The 19346-nt window shown below is 55.8% G+C and carries 15 protein-coding genes; 10 read left to right on the plus strand and 5 right to left on the minus strand.

Annotated elements, in window-relative coordinates; genetic code table 11:
* Nucleotides 1–77: 77 nt before the first annotated feature.
* Nucleotides 78–1034, minus strand: a complete 957-nt coding sequence (gene ytfQ, locus IM304_RS07115; protein WP_193354865.1) for a galactofuranose ABC transporter substrate-binding protein YtfQ — start codon at nt 1032–1034, stop codon at nt 78–80.
* Nucleotides 1035–1343: 309 nt separating this feature from the next.
* On the opposite strand from ytfQ, the gene ppa reads away from it, so the two are divergent.
* The 3 genes from ppa to IM304_RS07130 all read left to right on the plus strand — a co-directional run bounded on the left by ppa (nt 1344) and on the right by IM304_RS07130 (nt 3429).
* Nucleotides 1344–1874: an inorganic diphosphatase gene (gene ppa / locus IM304_RS07120; protein WP_006810347.1), complete on the plus strand. Its 531-nt coding sequence runs from the start codon at nt 1344–1346 to the stop codon at nt 1872–1874.
* A gap of 503 nt (nt 1875–2377) precedes the next feature.
* Nucleotides 2378–2962, plus strand: a complete 585-nt coding sequence (locus tag IM304_RS07125) for a hypothetical protein (RefSeq protein ID WP_176608876.1) — start codon at nt 2378–2380, stop codon at nt 2960–2962.
* Nucleotides 2959–3429 (plus strand): hypothetical protein, encoded by a 471-nt coding sequence (locus IM304_RS07130; protein ID WP_193354866.1) that lies wholly within the window; start codon nt 2959–2961, stop codon nt 3427–3429. Before IM304_RS07125 ends, IM304_RS07130 begins: the two co-directional genes overlap by 4 nt.
* Before the next feature lie 314 nt (nt 3430–3743).
* Here the strand turns inward: IM304_RS07130 and IM304_RS07135 are convergent, their stop codons facing one another.
* From IM304_RS07135 to tamA, 3 genes are read right to left on the minus strand one after another with little or no spacing between them, the layout of a single operon-like run.
* A complete protein-coding gene (locus tag IM304_RS07135) occupies nt 3744–4088 on the minus strand; it encodes a gamma-glutamylcyclotransferase (RefSeq protein ID WP_148421929.1) in 345 nt (114 codons plus the stop codon).
* 2 nt (nt 4089–4090) lie between these two features.
* On the minus strand, nt 4091–7867 hold the full coding sequence (gene tamB, locus IM304_RS07140) for an autotransporter assembly complex protein TamB (RefSeq protein ID WP_193354867.1): 3777 nt from the start codon (nt 7865–7867) through the stop codon (nt 4091–4093).
* The gene (gene tamA / locus IM304_RS07145) at nt 7864–9597 is read right to left on the minus strand and encodes an autotransporter assembly complex protein TamA (protein ID WP_148421926.1); all 1734 of its coding nucleotides are present in this window, start codon (nt 9595–9597) and stop codon (nt 7864–7866) included. The genes tamB and tamA overlap by 4 nt, the downstream gene beginning before the upstream one ends.
* A 224-nt stretch (nt 9598–9821) precedes the next feature.
* Here tamA and msrA point away from each other — a divergent pair, with 224 nt between their 5' ends.
* A complete protein-coding gene (gene msrA / locus IM304_RS07150; RefSeq protein ID WP_148421924.1) occupies nt 9822–10463 on the plus strand; it encodes a peptide-methionine (S)-S-oxide reductase MsrA in 642 nt (213 codons plus the stop codon).
* Here msrA and IM304_RS07155 read toward each other — a convergent pair whose 3' ends face one another.
* Complete coding sequence (locus IM304_RS07155) at nt 10464–11522, minus strand: LacI family DNA-binding transcriptional regulator (RefSeq protein WP_193354868.1); 1059 nt, start codon at nt 11520–11522, stop codon at nt 10464–10466.
* A 192-nt stretch (nt 11523–11714) separates the two neighbouring features.
* On the opposite strand from IM304_RS07155, the gene IM304_RS07160 reads away from it, so the two are divergent.
* From IM304_RS07160 to IM304_RS07185, 6 genes are all read left to right on the plus strand, one after another.
* On the plus strand, nt 11715–12866 hold the full coding sequence (locus IM304_RS07160) for a Gfo/Idh/MocA family protein (protein WP_193354869.1): 1152 nt from the start codon (nt 11715–11717) through the stop codon (nt 12864–12866).
* 15 nt (nt 12867–12881) lie between these two features.
* A complete protein-coding gene (locus IM304_RS07165) occupies nt 12882–14060 on the plus strand; it encodes a Gfo/Idh/MocA family protein (protein ID WP_148421919.1) in 1179 nt (392 codons plus the stop codon).
* 2 nt (nt 14061–14062) lie between these two features.
* Nucleotides 14063–15130, plus strand: a complete 1068-nt coding sequence (locus IM304_RS07170) for a Gfo/Idh/MocA family protein (RefSeq protein WP_193354870.1) — start codon at nt 14063–14065, stop codon at nt 15128–15130.
* Between the two features lie 9 nt (nt 15131–15139).
* Complete coding sequence (locus IM304_RS07175) at nt 15140–16192, plus strand: Gfo/Idh/MocA family protein (protein WP_193354871.1); 1053 nt, start codon at nt 15140–15142, stop codon at nt 16190–16192.
* A gap of 39 nt (nt 16193–16231) precedes the next feature.
* The gene (locus IM304_RS07180; RefSeq protein ID WP_193354872.1) at nt 16232–17779 is read left to right on the plus strand and encodes an MFS transporter; all 1548 of its coding nucleotides are present in this window, start codon (nt 16232–16234) and stop codon (nt 17777–17779) included.
* Between the two features lie 194 nt (nt 17780–17973).
* Complete coding sequence (locus tag IM304_RS07185) at nt 17974–19311, plus strand: hemolysin family protein (RefSeq protein WP_148421912.1); 1338 nt, start codon at nt 17974–17976, stop codon at nt 19309–19311.
* The last annotated feature ends 35 nt before the right edge of the window (nt 19312–19346 follow it).

Raw genomic sequence — 19346 nt, forward strand, 5'->3', positions numbered from 1 at the left:
CCAGTCTTTAATTTTCTGCCCAAACTGCCCTTTTCCCTCTCCCCTCCGGGGAGAGGGCTAGGGTGAGGGGGCTGAGCTTAGTAGCCCATATTTTTCTTCTTCTCTAACTCTTCTTTTGCCGTATCCGGCAGGTAGAGCGTGGATTTGGTGACCGTCACTTTTTCAGGCATCGAGCCGTCTTTCTTGAATTTCTCCAGCGCATCGAATGCCGGGCCCGCCATGTTTGGCGTCAGCTCGACGCTGGCGTTCGCTTCACCGTCAATCATCGCTTTATAGATGTCCGGCACGCCGTCGATAGAGCCGGTGAGAATATCTTTGCCCGGCTTCAGGCCCGCTTCTTTGATGGCCTGGATAGCGCCGATGGCCATGTCGTCGTTGTGGGCGTAAACCATGCAGATGTTTTTGCCGTTATTTTCAGCTTTGATGAAGCTCTCCATAACCTCTTTGCCCTTGCTGCGGGTGAAGTCGCCGGACTGAGAGCGGACGATCTTAATATTTGGCGCGCTGGCGATAGCCTCCGCAAAGCCTTTCTTACGGTCGATAGCCACGCTCGCGCCGACGGTGCCCTGCAGCTCAACCACGTTACACGGCTTGCCATCCACCTGCTTCACCAGCCATTCACCAATCAGCTTGCCTTCGAGAACGTTATCTGCGGTGACGGTGGTCATATAGAGAGATTTGTCTTTTACGTCGATGGAACGGTCAAGCAGGAAGACTGGAATTTCAGCATCTTTGGCTTCCTTCAGAACCGGCTCCCAGCCCGTGGCGACAACCGGGGCGATAAAGATCGCATCCACGCCCTGGGCGATAAAGGAGCGTACCGCTTTAATCTGGTTCTCTTGCTTTTGCTGACCATCGGCGATTTTCAGCGTAATACCGCGTTTTTCAGCTTCACTTTTCGCCACGTTAGTTTCAGCGGCGCGCCAGCCGGATTCAGATCCGACCTGCGAAAATCCAACGGTTAACGGTGCGGCCATCGCCATAGACGACATGGCTGCCGAAACTGCTGTAACAAGAAGTAAGCGCTTCCACATATGAACGTCCTCGTAGGGTAGGTTATTGTTGGTTAAAAGATGTTCCGCGGTTGAACTATAGCCAATCGAATATGTTACGGATTGCGTTACATCACACTTCAGAAAAGTGAATAAAACGTTAATCACAAGTTTGTAATCGCTTTCATTTCAACATTTAAAATGCGGCTGAGTTTATGGATTATCCTGTCATGGAATCGGTCCGAAAAGTGACGGGAGGAGGGAGAGAAGACGAAAACAGGCGGAGACTTTCAGCGCCAGTTGGCTATAATACTTGCCACTTGTTTACCATCCATTTTAAAGGACACCGACATGAGCTTACTCAACGTCCCAGCGGGTAAAGAACTGCCAGAAGACATCTACGTGGTTATCGAAATCCCGGCCAACGCAGATCCAATCAAATACGAAATCGACAAAGACACCGGTGCGCTGTTCGTTGACCGTTTCATGTCTACCGCCATGTTCTATCCATGCAACTACGGCTACATCAACCACACCCTGTCTCTGGACGGTGACCCGGTTGACGTGCTGGTCCCAACGCCGTACCCACTGCAGCCAGGTTCCGTCATTCGCTGCCGCCCGGTTGGCGTGCTGAAAATGACCGACGAAGCGGGTGAAGATGCGAAACTGGTTGCCGTACCGCACACCAAGCTGAGCAAAGAGTACGATCACATTAAAGATGTGAACGACCTGCCAGAGCTGCTGAAAGCGCAGATCGCCCACTTCTTCGAGCACTACAAAGACCTCGAAAAAGGCAAATGGGTTAAAGTTGAAGGTTGGGATAACGCAGAAGCTGCGAAAGCAGAAATCATCGCGTCTTTCGAACGCGCTGCTAAGAAGTAATTCTTACCGCTGATGCTAAGCCCCGCGCGCCGGGGCTTTTTTATGGCTGGCGCCTGGCTTAAGGTGAAGCGCGTTCATCACTACATCAGGAAAGACCATACTGGCACTGCTTTCCCTGATAATACGCATCGACACCTCCAGAGTCATACAAAATATAATTCATACGATGCGAATGAAGTTGCGCTCTTAAAACAGCCACATACCAGCAGAAAGATATACGAGAAAAAATTACGAAGCATGCTCGACGTTAAAAATATTACAAAAAATTCATTTCACTTTTTTTGTGATACTTCCCACGTAACTTCTCCAAAGAGCACAGCGTAAGTATCGACTGTGGTATCAGAAGCAGGACAGGCCCGCTAAGAATAATCTTAATTTTGGGAGTGTAAATAGTAAAACTGAAGAGAGCCCTATCATAAATGGTGGGAAATAGTTGAATGAATGTGTCATGAGTAACATACTGTTTTAATAATACATACAGCTTTCTCTTCCACAGGTTCACTATGTCATCCATTAACATTGATGTTGCCCGTCCTACTGGGATTTATTTTATCATTGAACGGCTGTATTCCCGTGATGGCCTTATGCCTTCTTTTGGGGAAATCAGCCCCTCTTTAACGCAGGTACACCGTACTGTCATTCAGCTAAAACGTAAGCAAGACATGTTCATGGATGGCGTTAAGGTTACGCCTAAAGATATAACCCTTTGGCAACAGATAAAATACCTTACGGGTTCAAAAGTCACGACTAAAGATACAGAAACGCTAGTGTATACCACCGATTTTATCGGCTCCCTTGTTGCCACAACACCGTTAGGCAATATTGAGCTTGAAAATATTCCTCGTTTCCTCACAACAGAGTCTATCCACTCCCTGCCACAGGCGGTGAGTTATGGTCGTGATCCCATACCACACGTTCTACTTTATGGTCGTAAGGATATTGTCTTTTTTATGGATAATGGTGGAAAAGGTACGCCAACCGCTATTGCAAAATATAATCATAATACGCGTGATCTTGCCATAATCAAAGATCAGCTAGAAGCCAGTAAAACAATGAAAGAACTGCTCTCAAAAGGAGCAAGACTATGAGTAATAAAAGTCATATTGTAAGTTTAATCATCCTTATTATTGCCGCTTTTATCTTCGGCAGAAGCACGTATATTGATTATCTGGCATGGTATTACGGGAGCAATGATTTACTATTTAAAGAAATCACCCCCTCATTAGTATCCAGTTTATTTAACGGCCTTTATTTCGCTTTGTCAGCATGTATCATTTACGGGTTACTCACTCTTTTAAAAAGAATCCCCAAAAATATCGTAGTTTCTTGTCTGCTTCAGTTCTGTATTAACATTGGGCTATATACCCTTTTCGTTGCAGTAGACAGAGGATATAGTAAATTGCATACATTGGGCCCGGGTGCTACTGACATTACCTACGGCTATTTTTTAGGGGCGTTGCTGACGAGCACTCTCCTGACCGTCGCGATCGTGAGCGTAATACATGCTAAGTTTCTTTCTTCGAAGCATAAAGATGGGCTACATAAAGGCATTTGACTGCTACGGCAAAGACAGCAAAGGGCAGTATCTCTGCATCATGGCGTTCCAGCTTGCCTGGTTTATGTGTTACTTATGGATCCCTTATCGAAGCGATTATGCGATTCTGCTGTTTTTACTGTTCTTTCTGCCCGTCATTTCAAGCAATACGCGGTGCATAAACTACTATGGCCGTTCACGCTCGCTGTGTTTGTTATGGCTTATTGCCCCGTACATCATGCTGTTCGTTCCTCTGTTTTTAACCCGGCGCAGGGATACAGAACAGAGCTGAATGAATAAAAAACAACGCCACCTTACGGTGGCGTTGTCGTTTTTCAGTACTGGTCTCTGTCTAACCAGTTACCGCTTTCAATCAGCCTTAACCCGTCAACCGAACGCTGGTACACGTACATCCATGCACTGCCGTAAGGCGTCTGGATCAGCTGGCGAGCGTATTCACCGCCCCTGGTGCGCAAGGCATCAAGTTCGGCCAGCGTAGCATTATCAATACGATAAACTTCACCCTGTACCGTTCCGTTCCCCGGAACCGCGCCTGGATAGTGGCCCAGACTGTACAACTGGTAGTTTTCGATTGTGTAATTTCCCAGCAACTGGGCGTTGGTCATCCAGTGGCTGTTGCCTTGCTTGGTTCGTAAACTGCCGTAAACAAATATTCGCATTGCTAAAACTCAAACTGATAGAGCAGATCAAGTGCCTGGTCTACGCCGGACACTGCTTCCAGATATAGCTTAGGCATCAGGCGATAACGTAACGTGAGTGTAGCCAGCGAGTCAAAGATCCCCACGCCATATTTTACCTGCAGGCCCGGCAGAACATAGCCGCTGACCACTACCTGCGAAGAGTCACCCACGCCCTGAGTGTCCAGCGCCAGATTGCTTACGCCAAACGTCTCGCCGATTTTACCCACAACCTGACCACTTTGTGCAACCCCCAGACCCACTAACATTGACGTCATTGCCGCGCCATCGCCCTGCTGGCTATCCAGACCCTGACCGCGCAGCAGGTACGAGAGCGCTTCCTGTTGCGACATGGCCGGGTCTGAGAAGATTTCAGCCTTAGGTTCGTCGGCGGAGCCGGTAACGCGCACGCCCGCAATCACGTCATCTTCGGTGGCGTCCGGGTTACGAATCGCCTCGATGTTAAGGACCGGCTGATCCGGCGGACCGGAGAACAGCAGCTCGCCTTTACGCACAATCAAATCCTGGCCGTAGGCATGGAAGCGCCCTTCAGGAATATTGATTTGCCCGTTCAGGCCAAGCCCCTGCTGATCCTGCGCCACTTTCAGATCGCCCGTGAGCCTCGCCTTCAGCCCAAACGCGTCCAGACGCACGTTATTCCCCACGTGCACGATAAGATTACTATTGATCGGTATGCCGGCGCTCTTCTGTTCAAGAGGTTTCAGATTTTCATCGAGCATCACTTCATCACTGGAGACGCCGACCGCGCTTTCCGGCACCTCGTGCACGACGATGCGCGCCCACGGCACGTCAACGCGGCCATCCAGCGTGAAGAGACTTGGCGTCGCCTCAAAGACCACGTCTGGCGACACGTCCAGCCGCACCATCGGCGGTACCGTGATGCGAACCCTGCTGCCCTTGGCCGCAATACGGGCGCGCCAGTTGTCGAGCTGGCTCCAGTCTGCGTCACCGCTCAGGTTAATTTGCCCCTGCTGCGTCAGCACTGAACCGCTGAGGGTTGAGCTCTGGCCGTTAAAGTTCATCGCAAGCTGGCTTGGCTGCATATCGAACGGCATAAAGTTACCGTCGATATCCACACCGTTTAACCGCATCTGGCCGAACAGCTGCGGGCTTTGCGCATCCCCCGCCAGGCGCAGGTTGGCGCTGAGCATCCCCGCCGCCTTTTCCCCGCGCGAGAAAATCGGGTTCACCATCGCCAGGTTGAAGTTGCGAATATTGACGCTGCCGCCGAGATTGCGTCGGCCCTGCGGATCGGTGATTTGCACCTGTCCGTCAAGCTGGCCGTTGTTGGTCAGGCGGATTAGCCATCCCAGCTCTGCGCGGTTGTTACGCAGGTCGGCATTCAGGTTCAGGGTGTCGAACGCCACGGGCAGCGGCGCGTCATTGACCTCCTGCGTCACCTTCACGTTACGCCCGGAGAGCGTAACGCTACCCTGCGGTAGCCCCTCTTTGGTGGTGTCCCACGCCACGTCCGCTTTACCGCTAAAGACGCCGCTGGCCTGAGTGGTTTCCGGCATAAACGGTTTCAGCATTGCCAGGTCGAAACGGTTGAGGTTGATCTGCGCGCGCCCTTCTGCCCCCGCATCAATGGTCTGCGGCACGCACAGCTCGGCATTCGGGTTGGTCCAGCAGTGTGGCCCAATGCTGATCTTTTGCTCCGCATTGCGATAGTCCAGCGCGACAGAGCGTGACAGCACCAGCGGCCCTACCGGCGTGCTGAAGCGGGTGTTATCCAGCACGCCTTTCCAGCGCGTCGCTTCACGGTCAAAACTGCCTGCCAGGTGGAGCTGGCCGGAGACCGGCTCGCCCTGCACGCGCAGCTGGAGATCGTGCTGCTTTTCGTTACCTTTGGCCGCCAGCGTCACCAGGCTGATGTTCACGTCAGGCAGGGAGATACGCTCCACGCGCAGGTCCAGGTTTCCGCCAATCTGATCGGTGGACTTCACGTCGCCGTCGACCCGTACGCGGGCGATAGAGAGCTCCTGCCAGCGCAGGTTATTGGCGGTGATGTCTGCCAGCAGCTGCGGCGCTTCAACCGTACCGCGAACCTTCACTAACCCCTTCGCCGTGCCGCCCAGCCCGGGCAGGGCGTTATCAAGATTCGGCGCGTCAATGGTGGCATCCAGATTCAGGTCTTTTACCCCCAGCTCGCCCTTAATGTCCGCCGTGTTGCGGCCGAGCGCCACGTGCAGGCCCGGGATCACCCACTGGAGATAGCTGTTGCCCTTAACCGAACCTTCGACCTTAACCTTGTTCTGCTTCACGTTGCCGGTAAGCCTGATCTCCGGCACGTCCATCTGCCAGGTGCCGCCGTACAGGCTGCCGCGGGTTTTGATCAGACCATCCAGTTTTGACGGCCAGTCCGGCACCTCTTTGGCGGTGTTGATGCCGGTCAGCTTCAGCTCGCCGCGCCAGCTGATCGCCTGCTGCCAGTCGAGCAGCGCGGTCAGCTCGGTTTTCCCTTCCAGCGCCGCCACGGTCAGCTTGTCGAGGTTAACCTGCAGCTCGTTGCCCTTCGCATCGAGGGTGATATCGGCGGGAGGTACACCCTGCCCCTTCACTGCCGTACGGAACGACAGCGTGTAGTCGGTCATTTTGCCGCTTAGCTTCAGCTTCAGATCGTCGGCCTGGAACTGTTTTTCGCCGGTGAACGGCCAGTAAAGCTGCTTGCTGACGAGCTCAAGATTGAGCGGTAAACCGGCCTCCGCCAGCCGGGTTTGTCCCCGCAGCACCATATCCACCGGGCCGGAGAGGTTTACGCCGAACTCCAGCTTGTCGCGCAGCGCACCGCCAACCTTCACCTTCACCTTCTCGCCCTTCAGCGGATCGACGTTCAGGGCGCTGTTAAGCGTGATATCCACCGGCCAGCTGTCGCGCAGCAGCGCGTTGCCGGAGGCGTTCACCGAGCCCTGGTTAGTGTCGATATCCAGCGCGTCGAGCTTCATGTTGCCGTCGATGCTGCTGACCTTAAGCAGCATGTTATAGACCGTCAGATCGGTATCCCCGGTAAGACGCAGCTGCTCGCCCCTGAACGATTCGATATTGAGATTCAGCGGCAGATGCACGTCGGTCATCTCCGGCAGAACCGGTTTCGAGAAGAGCGCTTTCAGGGTTTCACCCAGCGGTTTTTCTTCCGGCTGCGGGTTCTGGATCTTCGGCTCAACGATCTCTTCCTGCGCCACGTCAGCGACCTTCGGCAGCGCAATCAGCAGCCCCTGCAGGGAGGTTGGCGTCAGGGTGAGGTTTTTCTCCTGCCAGCGCAGGCCGGAGGTGAAGTCCATCACGGACACCGTCGTATCGTCGATTTTGATATTGACGTTGTCCAGCGCCACCCGACTGAGCGCGATTGGGTACGGCGTGGAGAGATTAAGCGGGCCGCTATCCTCTTCCTCGACCGGCGCAGACTTTGGCATTTTCTCGGAATCTATCGCCACGTTAACGTCTTTTAACGACAGATCGTTTACGCACAATTGACTATCCCGCAGGCAGCCCAGCTTCACCGCCAGATGAAACTCACCGGCGTTTACCGCCACGCCGGGCTGTTCGTAACGGATATTTTTCAGCCGCAGATCGCGCCAGCCGCCCGTCACCTGACCGATTTCAAGCCCCGGCACCCAGCGGTTCGCGGCGTTAAACAGCAGGTGCAGGCCGGTGGTAGTGCCCACCAGAAACGCCACCGCACCAAGCAGCAATACGATAAAAATCAGCACTCCGAGGCTTATCTTCTTCCATAAACTCATAATTCAGGCCCCAGACCGATGTAAAACTGTAAACCGTGTTCGTCTTTGTCACCCACCGGAACGGCGAAATCGAGCTTGATCGGCCCGACCGGTGACTGCCAGCGCACGCCCACACCCGCGCCGGTTTTGAAATCGCTGCGGCGGATGTCGTTCACCGCTTCACCACCGTCGACAAACATGGCGCCCCACCATTTGCCGCTGACGTTGTACTGGTACTCCAGCGAGCCGGTCGCCAGCTTAGATGCCCCGGTCAGCTGCCCTTTTTCGTTTTCAGGCGAGATCGATTTGTACTTATACCCGCGAATGCTGCGGTCGCCCCCGGCGAAGAAGCGCAGATCCGGCGGAACGCGCTCAAAGTCGCCGGTTTCAATCCAGCCGAGGTTGCCGCGAACCACGAAGCGGTGTTTGTCGTACAGGGTGCGGATCCAGACGTTCTGCGCCTGTACCACCGAGAAGTCCACGTCCGAACCCCAGGCCGTATTGGAATAATCAATGGAGTAGCGCTGCGAATCGCCCCAGGTTGGCATCAGGCCGCCGCGCGAGCGGGTACGGCTGATCATCACCCCCGGATAAAGCAGCATGGTGGTGTTGGTGACGTTTGCCTGGGTAAAGTGGTCGAGGCTCCAGCGCAGGTTGATGGCGCGCTGCCAGCCGCTGGAGAGATCCCAGAAGCGGGATACCGCAAGCGTCGTCGAGTCCTGCTCGGTATCGTTCAAATCGGTGCGCTTAAAGCCGCCCTGAAGCAGGTAATACTGCTCAAGCGGGTTTTTCAGCAGCGGCATTTTATAGCTGAAGTCCAGCTGCTGCTCGGGTGCCGAGAGGCTGACGCTGGTGGTCAGGCTGTGGCCGTAGGAGTTCATCCACGGTTTTCGCCACTGGGCTTTCACCCGTGGGCCGACATCCGTGGAGTAGCCGACACCGGTCTCAATGGTGTTCTCGGTGCGCGGAGAGACCACGCCATGCAGCGGTAAGACCTTCGTTTTACGGGACTTCTCAAACTCCGGCGCCACCACCACCGAGTTAAACCAGCCGGTGGCGGACAAACGACGGTTAAGCTCGCCCAGATCGCTGGACTGGTAGTAGTCGCCCTTTTTGAACGGCACCAGGTTTTGCAGATACTCTTCGCGGATCTGCGAGCCTTCGAAGGTTACGTCGCCAAACCGATAGCGCTCGCCGCTGTCGTAATCGATATCCCAGAACGCCTGACGCCGCTCCAGCGCGACGCCCAGCTGGCTTTTATTGAACTGGCTGTCGAAGTAGCCTTTGCGCAGCGAGACGCTGGTGAGCGACTTTTTAAAGCGGTCGTAATCACCGTGATTCAGGACGGTGCCCACTTTCGGGCGGGTGCTGAGCAGGTCGAGATAATCCCGATCCGTACGCGCACCGCCGCGCAGCACCACGTTTGTGCCGCCAATTAAAACGGGTTCGCCCGGCGAAACGCGGGCAATCAGCACCTGCCGCCCTTTAGCCGGCGGCGGGCGTAAATCGAAATCGATGGTGGGCTCGTAATACCCCAGCGCCTTTAGGCCCTCACGGATGGCGTCATCCACGCGCGCGCGAAAACGCCGGTCCGGCGTCACTTCGTCGCTCTGGATGGTGGAAAGCTGCGCACGCACGTTTTTTTCCAGCGCCCCGGATAGCCCCTCAACCTGCAAACGGACATTCGCCGCGCTGGCAATCCCGCTTGTCAGCATTAAACTGACCAAACATAACTGGCGGATCTTTGTCACGTTTTCTCCTGAATATCCCTGTTTCCACCCTGGAAGCAAATGCAGTGCCGCTCCGCGGCAAAATACGGCCTGGTGGCCAAAAACCCAAATAACGGGTTGAAAAAGGGTGTAACACCCAAATATTTCTTATGATTAAATCTAGACTCATTCATCGCATTTATTGTGTTCAATTAAACGCGTCGTGACAACCTTAACCGAAACAACGCCACCCGGGAGGCCCCACCGTGAGTTTATTCGATAAAAAGCATCTGGTATCACAGGCCGATGCGTTACCGGGACGCAACACCCCTATGCCCGTGGCGACATTACACGCCGTAAACAACCATTCAATGACAAACGTTCCTGATGGAATGGAGATCGCCCTGTTCGCCATGGGCTGCTTCTGGGGCGTGGAACGCCTCTTCTGGCAGCTGCCGGGCGTGTACAGCACCGCGGCGGGCTATACCGGAGGGTATACGCCTAACCCAACCTATCGCGAAGTCTGTTCCGGTGAGACCGGCCATGCCGAAGCGGTCCGCGTGGTGTATGACCCGGGCGTCATCAGCTATGAACAGCTGCTCCAGGTGTTCTGGGAAAACCATGACCCGGCGCAGGGCATGCGTCAGGGTAACGATCACGGCACCCAGTACCGCTCGGCCATCTATCCGCTCACCCCCGAGCAGGAGGCCGCCGCCCGTGCCAGCCTGACGCGCTTCCAGGAAGCGATGCAGGCAGCGGGTGATAAACGCCAGGTGACGACCGAAATCGCCACCGCAAAACCGTTCTACTATGCCGAGGACGACCACCAGCAGTATCTGCATAAAAATCCGTACGGCTACTGCGGCATTGGCGGCATCGGCGTTTGCCTGCCGCCGCAGCAGGCCTGACTACCGATCCAGCGCCACGCGAGCCGCGTGGCGCGTGGCGTTGCTCACCGAACCGTAATCCAGCACTTTCCCCTGCAACAGCAGGTTAAAGACCGGCGCCTGCGGCCGGTTGAGCCGCGTCTGCACCAAATGCACCGCCTCTATACCCAGCTCCCGGCAGGGCACCGCAATCCCCGTAATCGGCTTTTCCAGCCGGTTGGCTAAGTTCCATGCAAAATCGGTGGTGATGATGGAGATATCTTCCGGCACGCGCAGCCCGTGGCGCCGGAGCGCCCTGAGCACGCCCTCCGTCATGCTGGTGCTGTTGGGAAAAATCACCTCGGGCCACTGCGCTCTGTCGTGGCCTGACAGCCATGCGTCAAGCTCGCGTTCAGCCTCCTCCGCCGTAAACCACTCCGTGACCAGCAGATCCCGCTGCGGCTCAAACGCCACGTGAAAATACCGGTACGCCTCTTTTATGCCGTCCAGCCGCGCATAGAGCGTGTCCCGCCGCAAGCAGGTGATGGTCAGCACCCGCCGGTGCCCCTGCTCGAAGAGATACTGCATGGTGGTAAAGCCAATCGCGCGGTGATCGGGGGAAACAGAATCCAGCACCCGATCCCGGTCGACGGAATTAATTAATACGCAGGGTTTATTCAGCGTACTGGCCAGCTTAAATATGGTGGAATCATCCGTACCAATGATAATGATCGCGTTAATATTTTTATGGCTGGCTTTTTCCATAAATAATTTCACATCCGCATGCTGTTCCTCTAATCCGCAATAGCTGATCCAGACATTGTGCGGCGCGCTGGCTTCGGCAATACCTTTGGTCACTTCCAGATAAAAAATATCCCCGCGCCCCTGAAAGGTTCTTTCGGGAGCAAATACCGCGATGCCGTTAATTAAGAGCCGCCCGCTCGCCATCGATTCCAGCACGCCAAGCTCCCGCGCGGTGCGGACAATCGCCTCCCGGGCCCTGTCGCTGGTGTAAGACTTGCCGCTTAACACTCTGGAAACCGTGCTCACGGAATACCCCGTCAGGGAGGCGATCTCCTCCATTTTTAACCTGCCCGGCATAGTGTGACCTCGCTCTCAATCAGTTTTTGCAAATATTTGCAGAAACAGCGCATTGATTTTAAAACTAAATTTCAAAACGGTTAGAGTTTACTTATTGACCTTGCGAGTATTCTCACAAAAACACATTGTCGCTGCGGCTCGCCTTTCCTATTTTTCGGTCATCACGCTTTTTGGCTGAAATTAAGGTGAGACATGGAGAAGGTACGTTTTGGCATTATTGGTGTAGGTAATATCGGTACGGTTCACGCGCGCTATTTACTGGCCGGTACCGTCAGCGACGCCTGCCTGACCGCGGTGTGCGATAACGCGGTGGATAAGCATCCCGCCATTCGTCAGCTGGTTGGCACCCTTCCGCTGTTCAGTGACGCGCAGGAGATGCTCCAGAGCGGGCTTATTGATGCGGTTATTGTCGCTACGCCGCATTACGACCATCCGCGCCTGTCGATGCTGGCGATGCGTCACGGCGTTCATACCCTGTGCGAGAAGCCGGCAGGCGTTTATACCGCGCAGGTGCAGGAGATGAACGCCTGCGCCCGCGAGTGCGACGTGGTGTTCGGCATCATGTATAACCAGCGGCCCAACCCGCTGTATCAGAAAGTGAAAGATCTGATCGACAGCGGCGAGCTGGGCGAGATCCGCCGCTCCAACTGGATCATCACCAACTGGTATCGCTCGCAAAGTTATTACAACTCCGGCGGCTGGCGCGCCACCTGGAAAGGCGAAGGCGGCGGCGTGCTGCTCAATCAGGATCCGCATCAGCTCGATCTGTGGCAGTGGCTGGTGGGCATGCCGGTTCGTCTGCGCGCGTTTTGCCAGTTCGGCAAGCATCGCGATATCGAAGTGGAAGACGAGGTCACCGCCTATGCGGAGTACGCCAACGGCGCGACCGGCGTGTTCATCACCACCGTCGCGGAAACGCCGGGTACCAACCGCCTGGAGATCGTGGGCGATCGCGGCAAAGTCGTCGTTGAGGAAGGGAAACTGCGCTACTGGCGGCTGCGCGAATCGGAAACCGCGTTTAACGCCCGCTGGCAGAATGGCTTTGGCGAGCCGGAATGCTGGGAAGTCACCCTCCCCGTAGCCCCTGAATACAGCGAGCATCACGTTATCACCGCCAACTTCTGCGCCGCCGTGCTGCGCGGCGAACCGCTAATTGCGCCGGGTCTGGACGGCATTCGCGGCTTAACGCTCTCAAACGCCATGCACCATTCGACCTGGACCGACGACTGGGTTGAGCTGCCGCTGAATGAAAAACAGTATCTGCGCCTGCTTCAGCAGCGCATCAGCACCTCTGTAGATAAAGGGGCCGCCAGCATCACGCTGGACGCCTCGGGCACCTGGTAACGCCGGAGAAAATCGATGCTAAACGTCGCCATTGTGGGAACGGGCAACATTGCCCATAACCATATTCAGGGTTATTTGCAGTTTGGACAGCGCTGCCGGATTGTCGCGCTGGTTGATATCTACCCGGAGAAAGCGGAGGAGAAAAAAGCGCGCTACGGCCTGACGGAGGCCCGCGTGTACGCCAGCCATCAGCAGATGCTGGAAGAAACGGTCGCGCTGGACATCGTTGACGTCTGCACCCCGCCCTATGTTCATGCGGAAATCAGCATTGATGCGCTGCGTGCGGGCTGCCATGTGCTGTGTGAAAAACCGATGGCCGCCTCGCTGGAGGAGTGCGACGCGATGATCGCCGCACAGCAGGCCAGCGGAAAAATGCTCTCGGTTATTGCCCAGAACCGCTTCACCGATGCCTTCTGGCGCTTAAAAGCGGCGGTGGATTCCGGCCTCGCCGGGAAGATCTGCCATGCGCAGGTAGATTCGTTCTGGTGGCGCGGGCACTGCTACTACGACCTGTGGTGGCGCGGCACGTGGGAAAAAGAGGGGGGCGGCTGCACGCTTAACCACGCGGTGCACCACATTGACGCCATTCAGTGGATGCTCGGTTTTCCGTCTGAGGTGGTGGCGATGATGAGCAACGTGGCCCACGATAACGCCGAGGTGGAAGATCTTAGCGCCGCGATATTTAAATACCCCAGCGGCGCGCTCACGCAGCTTACGGCTTCGGTGGTGCACCACGGCGAAGATCAGAAAATCATTATTCAGGGCGATAAGGCGCGCATCTCCGCGCCGTGGCAGGCTTTTGCCAGCGTAAGCGCCGACAACGGGTTCCCGCAGGAGACCAGCGACGCTGAACGCGAAGCGCGGCTAAACGCCGTGTTTCAGGAGACACCCAGGCTCGCATGGACGCTCCACGCCGGGCAGATTAACGACCTGCTCCAGAGCATTGAGCGCGGCACGGCCCCGCTGGTGGACGGCGTGCAGGGTAAGCGCTCGCTGGAGCTGATAACCGCAATTTACAAGTCGGCCATCACCCGCAGTATCGTCGCCTTACCCATCCGCAGCGATGACCCGTTCTACCTGACCGGCGGCATTAATGCCCTCGCCCCCCGTTTTTATGAAAAATCCGCAAGCGTCACCAGCTTCAGCGAAGTGGGCGCTATCCCTCTGGGTAAAGATCTGGATCGAGGACTGTAACCATGAACAAAAATGACGGAATGAACTACGCGCCGGTCGGTAAACCGCAGCCGGTGGTGCAGGCGGGTGAATTTGTGTTTGCCGCCGCCGCACTCGACCACGGGCATATCTACGGCATGTGTAATGGCCTGATTGAAGCAGGCGCCACGCTGAAGTGGGTGTACGATCCCGACCCGGCCAACGTGGATAAATTTATCCAGCAGTACCCGCAGGCGAAAGTCGCGGAGTCGCTGGAGGTGATACTCAACGACGACGAGGTGCGTCTGGTCGCGGGTGCCGCCATCCCCTCCGAACGCTGCGCGCTGGGGCTGAAGGCAATGGCGGCGGGCAAAGACTACTTCACGGACAAAGCGCCGCTCACCACGCTGGAACAGCTGGCCGATGCCAAAGCGATGGTGGAGAAAACCGGGAGAAAATACGCGGTCTACTACAGCGAGCGCCTGCACGTGGAAAGCGCGGTCTTTGCCGGGCAGCTGGTGCAGCAGGGGGCGATTGGTCGCGTGGTGCAAACCCTTGGCACGGGGCCGCACCGGGAAGGCACGGGCCGACCGGCGTGGTTTTACGATCGTCGCTACTTTGGCGGCATCCTGTGCGATATCGGCAGCCACCAGATCGAGCAGTTCCTGTTTTTTACCGGCAACAGCGATGCCCGCATGGTGGCCAGCCAGGTGCGCAACGTTAACCACCCGCAGCATCCGGCCTTCGAAGATTTTGGCGACGCCATGATTAAAGGGGCAAACGGCGCCAGCGGCTATTTCCGCTGCGACTGGTTCACCCCAGACGGGCTCTCCACCTGGGGCGATGGTCGCCTGACGCTGCTCGGTACCGACGGCTATATCGAGATCCGCAAGTACGTCGATCTTACCCGTGGCGAGCAGGATGTGGTCTACCTCGTCAATAAAGAGGGCGAGTTCCGCTATCCGGTCGCCGGGCAGGTCGGGTTCCCGTACTTTGGCGCCCTGATCCTCGACTGCCTGCACCGCACCGAAAATGCCATGACCCAGGCTCACGCGTTCAAGGCGGCCGAGCTGTGCGTGAAGGCGCAAATGCTCGCCAATGCGGCCGGGTAAGGGGGCGAGATGACAAACCTCAACGCGGCGATTATCGGCGCCGGGGCCATTCACGGCTGCCACGTGAATGCCCTGAGGCAACTCCCCAACGTGGCCCTGCGCGCGCTGGTAGACACTGACAGCGTCAGAGGACTGACGCTGGCGATGAACTATCGGTGCCGCTTTTATCAGGATTACCGGGAAATGCTGCTGGATGACGGCATCGATGTGGTGCATATCTGCACGCCCCACTTCGAACATAAAAATATGATTCTGGCGGCGCTGGCCGCCGGGAAGCATGTTTTTTGTGAAAAACCGGTGGGCATGAACAGCAGCGAGCTTGCGGATATTGCCTCTGCCGCCGCGCAGGCGCCCGGCAGGCTCGGCGTTTGCTACCAGAACCGGCTCAACCCTACCAGCCTGCGCATTCGCAAGGAGCTGGCGGAGGGCGGGCTGGGCAGGATGTTAAGTATCAAGGCCGTACTCACCTGGTCCCGCTCTGGCGCGTACTACACGGAAAGCCCGTGGCGTGGAAAGCTGGCAACGGAAGGCGGAAGCCTGCTGATCAACCAGGCTATCCATACTCTCGACCTGATGCAGTGGTTCGGCGGTGGCGTGACGCGGCTGAAGGGGGTGGTCGACTGCGGTGAGCTGGCCGACGTCACGGAAGGGGAAGACAGCGCGATGGCCACGCTGCACTTCGCCAACGGGGCCCGCGGCCTGTTTTATGCCAGCAACTGTCACACCGCGGACTCCCCCCTCTGGCTGGAGATCCGCTGCGAACGCGGCTCGCTGTTGCTTAACGACAACACCCTCTGGCGCATAACGCCCGACGAGAGGTTTCGTCTTGAAAGCGATGCTTCTCCCGACGGCACGGCGAAAAGTTACTGGGGATTAGGACACCAGCAGGCCATTCGCCGTTTTTATCACGCCATTCATCACCCGGAGAATACGGATTTTATCGATATCCGTACCGCCGGAATATCACTCAGGCTCGTGGAGGCTTTTTATCGATCGTCTCAGCTAAGGCAATGGATTGATATTAATAATCAGAACGTCACGTGTAGTCCAGCAGTGAAATAAAAAAACAACCTCTACATCTACCCTACACTGGATATTATTATGATTAAACCAACTGAACGCAGAGTGGGTTATGGCGTGGCGCTTGGCTACGGCATAACCGACCTCTTTGGCGGAGGCGCTTTCGCCATTATCGGCACCTGGCTGCTATTTTTTTATACCACCTACTGCGGATTATCCGTCGTAGAAGCGGGTTCTATATTTGCCATAGCCCGCGTCATTGATGCGTTATTAAGCCCGATAATGGGGTATATCACCGATAATTTCGGCGATACCTGGCTTGGGCGTAAATTTGGCCGTCGCCGCTTCTTCTTATTACTCAGCTCCCCGCTCATGTTTCTGTATGCCCTGCTGTGGCTGACGGATATGGGCTACTGGTATTACCTGGGCACCTACCTTTCTATCGAGCTGCTGTCGGCGATGGTGCTGGTGCCGTGGGAGACCCTCGCCGCTGAAATGACCAACCGCTATGAAGAGCGCAGCCGCCTGTCCGGCGTACGTATGATCTGCTCCCAGCTGGGCGGTTTTCTTGCGGTGTCGGTCCCCGGCGTAATTATGCAGTTTACCGGCAAGGATAATTCATTTACCTATACGCTGACCGGGCTGATATTTTCCTGCGTCTTTTGTATTGCGGTATTTATTACCTGGTACACCACCTGGGAAGCAAAAGACGTGCATCAGGAGTCGGACTTTAAGGTGGATACCCGACGCAGCAGCGGAATAGGGAATCACCTGAAATATCTGGTTCTGGATCTCTTTTCGTCATTCCGTATTCGCGCGTTCCGCCTGCATATTCTGATATATATTTTTTCCTTCACCGCTATGGACGTATTTGGTTCAGTATTTACCTATTACGTAGTCTATTGCCTGAGTCAGGACGCGGCAGCGGTGTCCGGCTGGCTGAGTATTGCGGCGTTTGCCTCCGTGCCGGGCACGTACGGATTTATGCTGCTATTGAACAGGCTCAACATAACCCCTTCCGCCGCGCTGCGCCTCTCGTATGGCTGCATCTTTCTGGTGCTGGCGTTCCTGTTTACGGTCTATCTCACTGAAACACAGGTGCCGACGCTGCTGTTCTCCGCCGTCTTTATCCTGCTGGGTGCCGCCCGATCCGGCCTTTATTACATCCCGTGGAATATTTACAGCTTTATCCCGGATATCGACGAAATCGTCACGCAGCAGCGCCGGGAAGGCATTTTTGCCGGCGTGATGGTGCTGACGCGCAAAAGCACCGTCGCGATTGCCATCATGATTATCGGCCTGGTGTTGCAGGAGTCCGGCTTTGTGAAAGGCAGCGGCGCGCAGCCTGAAAGCGCCCTCGGAGCGATAATCGGCCTGATGATTTTTGCCACCGCCGCGCTGCTGGCCGTGAGCTTTTTCACTACCTATAAATTCAAGCTGAACCGTGAAACGCACAAGGTGCTGCTCAAGGAGATCGCCCGTCGGAAGCTTGGCGGCGATTACCGCGACTGTGACGCCAACACCCGCGTGGTCATAAAGCAGCTTACGGGCTATGAGTACGATCAGGTCTGGGGCGGCGAAGCTACCCGCCAGGCGGTGGGAGATGTTAGCTTATCCCCCGTAAAATAACGCCCTTGCGCCGGATCGGCCCTGTGCCGGTCCGGCTTTTTTTGTCGAAAACGTGACCTCTGGCAGATTTACATCTCTTTACGCTATACTACCGCTGAAATAATCGGCTCAACGCTACGAGCTGAGTTCAATGTGTCTTCACACGAATGGTATCAACTCCCCTTCTGAGGATCTGGCGTTACGCCGGATAAACTATGTTAAACAGTATTTTAGTAATACTTTGTCTCATTGCCGTCAGCGCATTTTTCTCGATATCTGAGATCTCGCTGGCCGCCTCCCGTAAAATCAAACTGAAGCTGCTTGCCGACGAGGGCAACATCAACGCATCACGCATTCTGAAAATGCAGGAAAATCCCGGCATGTTCTTTACCGTGGTGCAGATTGGCCTGAACGCGGTCGCCATTCTTGGCGGTATCGTGGGCGATGCAGCATTCTCCCCGGCGTTTTATAGCCTCTTCGTTAACTACATGTCAGCAGAGCTGGCCGAGCAGCTGAGCTTCATCCTTTCCTTCTCGCTGGTCACCGGTTTGTTCATTTTGTTCGCGGACCTGACCCCGAAACGCATCGGTATGATTGCGCCAGAAGCCGTGGCTTTGCGTATCATCAACCCGATGCGCTTCTGTCTGTACGTCTTCCGCCCGCTGGTGTGGTTCTTTAACGGCCTGGCAAACGTCATTTTCCGCATCTTCAAGCTGCCGATGGTGCGTAAGGACGACATCACCTCCGACGATATTTATGCAGTGGTGGAAGCCGGCGCGCTGGCCGGCGTGCTGCGCAAGCAGGAACACGAACTCATTGAGAACGTATTCGAACTGGAATCCCGTACCGTTCCCTCTTCCATGACCGGCCGTGAAAACATCATCTGGTTCGATCTGCATGAAGATGAGCAGAGCCTGAAGACCAAGGTGGCGCAGCATCCGCACTCCAAGTTCCTGGTCTGTAACGAAGATATTGACCATATCATCGGCTATGTTGACTCCAAAGACCTGCTGAACCGCGTGCTGGCGAACCAGAGCCTGGCGCTGAACAGCGGCGTGCAGATCCGCAACACCCTCATTGTGCCGGATACCCTGACGCTCTCCGAAGCGCTGGAAAGTTTCAAAACCGCCGGGGAAGACTTTGCGGTGATCATGAATGAGTACGCGCTGGTGGTAGGTATTATTACCCTCAACGACGTCATGACGACGCTGATGGGCGACCTGGTCGGCCAGGGGCTGGAAGAGCAAATTGTGCAGCGTGACGAGAACTCATGGCTGATCGACGGCGGTACGCCGATTGAAGACGTGATGCGCGTGCTGGATATCGACGAGTTCCCGCAGTCGGGAAACTACGAGACCATCGGCGGCTTTATGATGTTTATGCTGCGTAAAATCCCGAAACGCACCGACTCGGTGAAGTTCTCAGGCTACAAGTTTGAAGTGGTGGATATCGATAACTACCGCATCGACCAGCTGCTGGTGACGCGTATTGACAGCAAACCGACCGTGCTGGTGCCGAAACTGCCGGACGCGGAAGAGAAGGTGTCGGCGTAATCTTTGAAGGGCAGCGATGAGCTGCCCTTTCTATT

It is taken from the genome of Enterobacter cloacae complex sp. P40C2, from assembly GCF_014930695.1.
GTDB lineage: Bacteria > Pseudomonadota > Gammaproteobacteria > Enterobacterales > Enterobacteriaceae > Enterobacter > Enterobacter pasteurii.